This is a genomic window from Alishewanella longhuensis (genome assembly GCF_014653435.1).
In the GTDB taxonomy this organism is placed as follows: Bacteria; Pseudomonadota; Gammaproteobacteria; order Enterobacterales; family Alteromonadaceae; genus Alishewanella; species Alishewanella longhuensis.
This window is the reverse complement of record NZ_BNAO01000009.1, coordinates 136,799-138,469: the sequence shown is the minus strand read 5'-3', so window position 1 is coordinate 138,469 and position 1,671 is coordinate 136,799. Positions and strand designations below refer to the sequence as shown.

Sequence of the window (1,671 nt, the reverse complement as noted above, 5' to 3'; positions counted from 1 at the left end):
GCGCTGGATACGAGCAGCACAGCGAGCACGGTGGTGACGGATAGCGGCGCTGAAACGACCTTAGTATTGACCTCCGATAGCGAAGTGATCGAGGGTGAACTCATCACCGTGACCGCGACAGTTAACAATGTGGTGACAGGTAGTCCACTAGTGGTGGATTTGGGTAATGGCGTTAGCATTACCATCCCGGTTGGTGCAAGCAGCGGCTCGACCACAGTCGATACGCGTGAAGATGATGTCTATCTGCAAGGTACTGATACCCTGACCTTTGAGGTGGTGGGTACCAGCGGCGGTAACTTTGATGCGCTGAATACGGACAGTACTACCAGCACTGATGTGGTGGATGATGACGATGCAACAGTGATCACTCTGAATGGCCCTGAAGGGGTCACAGAAGGTGGCCAAATAACAGTTACTGCTACCGTAAATAACGCTCCTCAAGAAACGCCTTTGGTTATCACTTTAACGAACGGTGAGCAAATCACTATTGCTGTAGGTGAAACAGTTGGTTCAGTTTCGTTTGATAGTCGCGAAGATGATATTTACCAGCAAGGTGATGAGGTTCTGTCCTTGGGCATTGCCTCAGCAACAGGCGGTAACTATGAGGCATTAGACCTAACATCGTCAGTGTCTGTTGGCATTATAGATAACTCCGATGAGACTGTATTAACACTGGGTAATGTTGAGTATCTTGAAGGCAGCGTAGGCGCTGTGATATCCGCGACCTTAAGCGCTACCCCACTGGAAACCTTAGTTGTAACGTTGAGTAACGGCGCGACAATTGTTTTTACTACAGATTATGAGCCTGGCACAGAAGTCACGTCCTCACCGTTCGATGTGCCTGTTCTAGAGCATGGTGAGCCAGGTTCTGATACTGATACTAGCTTGCAGGTTGTGGTAGGAGTGATTGACTTTACAGGCGGGCAGTTTGAAAATCTTACTTTTGTTGATGGTAGTTTAACAATTATTGACGATGTACCGGTAGCGGCCAATTATGAGGCGGGTAGCCTGGTAGAAGATGGTACAGAGACTACGTTAACGGGTAATGTGTTAACGGAAGGCAGTTTCGGAGCTGATGGCGCGGCGACGACCGATGCGCTGACGTTTGATGGCGTGGTTGCGACACTGGATGATGTTGCAGTGGATTTGTCGGATTACGGTACCTTAACGTTGAATGCTGCGACGGGTGCGTGGAGCTTTGTGCTGGATAACAGCCTACCAGCGGTACAGGCGCTGAATGAAGGTCAGACCGTTGCGGTGGTGATTGGCTATACCCGTACGGATGCAGATGGTGACACGGCGTCAGGTACGGTGAGTTTTGATATTGCCGGTGAGAATGACGGTGCAACAATTACCCCGAATGCGGATACAGAAGCGGGTGAAGGTACGGTATTTGAAGCGGGTCTGGTGGATGGTGCCTCTGACAGTGAAACGACGACAGGCAGTATTACCGTCAGTGCGACCGATGGTATTGCGAGTATTACTATTGGTGGTGTGACCTATACGCTGGCTGAGCTGCAGGGTGATGTGAGTGGCTTGGCGACGGTTGATACGGGTGAGGGTACCCTGACGATTACCGGTTACACCGGCACGGCGACCGGTGGTGAGGTGGCGTATAGCTACACCCTAAATGCAGCGCAAACCCATACGCAGCCGGACAATGATGCGACC

Annotated in this window: 1 protein-coding gene; it reads left to right on the top strand. The window is 51.1% G+C overall.

The features are described 5' to 3' along the window. The coding region (locus tag IE163_RS15460; RefSeq protein ID WP_194596279.1) for an immunoglobulin-like domain-containing protein at nucleotides 1-1,671 on the top strand (1,671 nt) is incomplete at both ends.